The following is a 3325-nucleotide window of genomic DNA, read 5'->3' as shown; positions in this document are numbered from 1 at the left end:
GCACCACCGGCCGACGTCCTCGCCGAGCAAGCCCGCATCGACCGCGCCGACGCCCTGGTATTGGTGTTCCCCATTTATTGGTGGTCGCTGCCGGGCCTGCTCAAGGGCTGGGTTGACCGCGTGTTCGTCAACGGCTGGGCGATCGACTACGGCCCTGACACTCCGGTGGTGAAGAAACTGCGGCACTTGCAGGTCCACCTGCTGGCACTCGGTGCCGCCGATCAAAGCGCGTTTGAACGCCATGGCTATGCCAAGGCCATGCATACGCAGATCGACTACGGGATCTTTGATTACTGTGGCGCGCAGGTGCTGACGTCGGCGTTGCTGCTGGAGTCGGAGAGTGGCGGCGCGCAGGCCCATTTGGGCACGGCGAATGCGTTGGGGCAGGGGTTGTTCGAACGGGCGGCGGTCGCCGGGTGATTCACCCTTCGCGAAACAGGTCATGGGCATCGAGCAAGCGATACGCAATCTCCGGCCGTTTCTCCAGGCCCCGGCGAATCGCCGCCGGGATCGATTGTCGGGTCTTGCGGCACAGGCCCGGCAGTTCGTCGATGACGATCTGAATCCCGCGCATGCTCTTGACCTCGGTGTGCCCCGGCGCGACATGCACGCGGATACCCAATAGTGCATACATCCGCTGTTGCATGCGTTCCAGATCCTGCAGGCTTTGCAGGTCTTCGAGGCGTTCGATCAGGCGTTTTTCTTCCTGGCGCGTCAGGTTGAGGATGCGCAGGTCCGCGCCTGGGGTTTGCAGCAATTGTTCGCGATCACAGACACAGGCGCCGGGTGGGCAGGGTTGGCGAATGGTCATAATCAAGCCCTCCCCATCTCGACGCCGTGGACTCAGTAGGTCAGGGCAACACCCAGGCTGCCCAGTGCCTTCCAGTAGTCAGGATAGGTCTTGGCCACGCAGTCCGGGTCCTGAATGCGGATGCCCGAGACTTTCAGCCCGGCCAGCGCGAAGCACATGGCGATGCGGTGGTCGGCGTGGGTGTCGATCAGGGCATTGCACGCCGTGCCTGCCAATGCCGGATCGCTGGTTACCAGCAGGTCGTCGCCTTCGATGCGGGCCAGGCCTGGGCGGATCTGGTTGAGGCCGTCGTGCAGTGCCTGCACGCGGTCGCATTCCTTGACGCGCAGGTTGGCCAGTTCGGTGAAGCGCACCGGGGTGCTGTTGAACGCTGCCAGTACGGCGAGCGTCGGGATCGCGTCCTGCATTTGCGAACCCACCACCGTGGCTTGCATGTTCGGGAACTGCGCGATCACTGCCTGGGCCTTGGCGTCCGGCTGGGTGAAGTGTTGCGCGGCGACGCCGATATCGATGTGGCCGCCGGTCAGCACTTCAGCCGCCCACAGGTAGGTGGCGGCGGAGGCGTCCGGTTCGATCAGGTAGTCATGGGCGGTGTAGCCGCTGGGGGCGACGCGCCAGGTAGTGTCGTCGACCACGTCGACCTGCGCGCCGAATGCACGCATGCAATCAAGGGTCAGGTCCACATAGCCGCGGGCGCCGATGTCCTTGCCGGTCAGCGCCACTTCAATCGGCGCTTCACCGCAGGCCGCGAGCATCAGCAAGGCCGATACGTATTGGCTGGACAAGCCGCCGTCGATTTCAAAGCGCTTGGCCTGGACCTTGCCCGTGCCATGCACGGTGACTGGCGGGCAACCGGTCGGGCTGTCGACTTGGATGCCGTTCTGGCCGAGGGTGGCGAGCAGCGGGCCGATCGGGCGTTTGCGCATGTACTCGTCACCGTCCAGCACCACGGTGCCTTGCACGGTGGCCACGGCGGCAGTGAGGAAGCGCATCGCGGTGCCGGCGTTGCCGAGGAACAGCGGCTGCGCGGGCAATTGCAGCTTGCCCTGGCCGGTGACCACGAAGGTGGTGTCGTCCGGCTCATCGATGGTCACGCCCATCTGGCGCAGGGCCACCGACATATGCCGGGTGTCATCGCTCTTCAACGCGCCGCTGAGGCGGCTGGTGCCCTTGGCCAGGGCCGCGAGCAACAGGGCGCGGTTGGTAATGGATTTGGAGCCGGGGGGCGCGACCTTGCCATTGAGGGGGAAATTGGGCGGTGTAACAGTCACGGTTTTCTGCGAACTCAAGGTACAAGGCTCCTGATTCAAGGCAAGGTGGTACGGAGTGGCCGACGGGCGGACCCGAATAATCGGGCATATACGCCAGGCTTGTCGAGGCTTAGCGCTTGGCGAGCCAGTAATCATGCAGCGCACGCGCCGCCGGTTCGATCTCACTGACGCGCTGCTGATGCGCCTGCACGTCGAGGTCTGCTGGCAATTCGAAGTTGTCCTGTTCGGCGCACCAGGAGATTTTCTCCAGCTGTGCGGCCTGTTCGGCGGGCAGTTCAGGCCAATTGCCGATCGCGGCGCCACGGATATAGCCAAAGCACCATTCTTCAGCGAGGGTCAGGGTCTGGCCCTGATGTTCGGTGTCATCGAAGCGCGCCCGGAAACCCTCGGTATCGGTGGCCAGTTGCGCGGCACGGCTGTTCATATGGCGAACGCACAGTTCGAGGAACTGTTTGGCCTCCTCGGCACTTTCCCACTGCGGGTTCTGCCCACCCCAGATGGCCGGGAACCACTCGGCGATATCCACTTGTGCCGGGCTGGACACCAGTGCGCAGAAGTAGCCGTCGAGTTCGGCGAGGTTCAGCACCGAGTGGTCGTCACCGTACTTGAGCAGGGTTTCTTCGATCAGGTCGAAATCGGCGGAGGCCAGAGGTTGGGTGAGCATGGGGCGTATCCTTTAAACGTCGAGCGCCGCTGCGGCAGCGGCTTAAAGCGCGAAGGATGGCGCCTGAAGCGGTTTTTATCCAGCGTTTTCAAGGCCGGCACCACGTCGCGGAGGATTGTTGCCAGTCCCGTTTTTGGCTGATGCGCCGTTGCTCACCCTTGTTATAGTTCGGCTCTTATTACTCTCCAGTCAGGGATCACTGCCATGTCCGAATACCAAGCCTTCGTCGTCGAACTCATTGGCAACGTTGCCCATGTGCAGATCAACCGCCCGGAGAAGATCAACTCGATGAACGCGGCGTTCTGGACCGAGATCATCGATATCTTCCAGTGGGTCGACGACACCGACGCCGTGCGCGCCGTGGTGCTCAGCGGTGCCGGCAAGCATTTCTCGTCCGGCATCGACCTGATGCTGCTGGCCTCGGTGGCCAACGACTTCGGTAAGGACGTGGGCCGCAACGCGCGCTTGCTGCGGCGCAAGATCCTCGAACTGCAAGCCTCGTTCAACGCCGTCGACAACTGCCGCAAGCCGGTGCTGGCGGCGATCCAGGGCTACTGCATCGGCGGCGCCATCGACCTG

At 63.4% G+C, this 3325-nt stretch carries 5 protein-coding genes; 2 read left to right on the top strand and 3 right to left on the bottom strand.

Going from position 1 to position 3325, the window contains the following annotated elements; genetic code table 11:
* Positions 1–420, top strand: a 420-nt coding sequence (locus tag L9Z73_RS27990) for an NAD(P)H-dependent oxidoreductase (protein WP_247407965.1), incomplete at its 5' end; no start/stop codon positions are given.
* Between the two features lies 1 nt (position 421).
* Here L9Z73_RS27990 and L9Z73_RS27985 read toward each other — a convergent pair.
* The 3 genes from L9Z73_RS27985 to L9Z73_RS27975 form a co-directional block, all read right to left on the bottom strand.
* Positions 422–811, bottom strand: coding sequence for a hypothetical protein (locus L9Z73_RS27985; protein ID WP_247407964.1), 390 nt, complete (start codon positions 809–811; stop codon positions 422–424).
* A 32-nt stretch (positions 812–843) separates the two neighbouring features.
* On the bottom strand, positions 844–2100 hold the full coding sequence (gene aroA / locus L9Z73_RS27980) for a 3-phosphoshikimate 1-carboxyvinyltransferase (RefSeq protein ID WP_247407962.1): 1257 nt from the start codon (positions 2098–2100) through the stop codon (positions 844–846).
* Positions 2101–2191: 91 nt separating this feature from the next.
* Positions 2192–2746 (bottom strand): UPF0149 family protein, encoded by a 555-nt coding sequence (locus L9Z73_RS27975; protein ID WP_247407960.1) that lies wholly within the window; start codon positions 2744–2746, stop codon positions 2192–2194.
* 204 nt (positions 2747–2950) lie between these two features.
* Here L9Z73_RS27975 and L9Z73_RS27970 point away from each other — a divergent pair.
* Positions 2951–3325: enoyl-CoA hydratase-related protein (locus L9Z73_RS27970; RefSeq protein WP_247407958.1), on the top strand; the 375-nt coding region annotated here is incomplete at its 3' end.

The sequence above is a fragment of the Pseudomonas emilianonis genome, assembly GCF_023072625.1.
In the GTDB taxonomy this organism is placed as follows: Bacteria; Pseudomonadota; Gammaproteobacteria; order Pseudomonadales; family Pseudomonadaceae; genus Aquipseudomonas; species Aquipseudomonas paraveronii.
This window is presented reverse-complemented; position numbering and strand designations above follow the sequence as displayed.

Coding starts and splice junctions, on each gene's coding strand:
- L9Z73_RS27985 (WP_247407964.1), bottom strand. CDS start 811: ATGACCATTCGCCAACCCTGCCCACCCGGCGCCTGTGTCTGTGATCGC.
- L9Z73_RS27975 (WP_247407960.1), bottom strand. CDS start 2,746: ATGCTCACCCAACCTCTGGCCTCCGCCGATTTCGACCTGATCGAAGAA.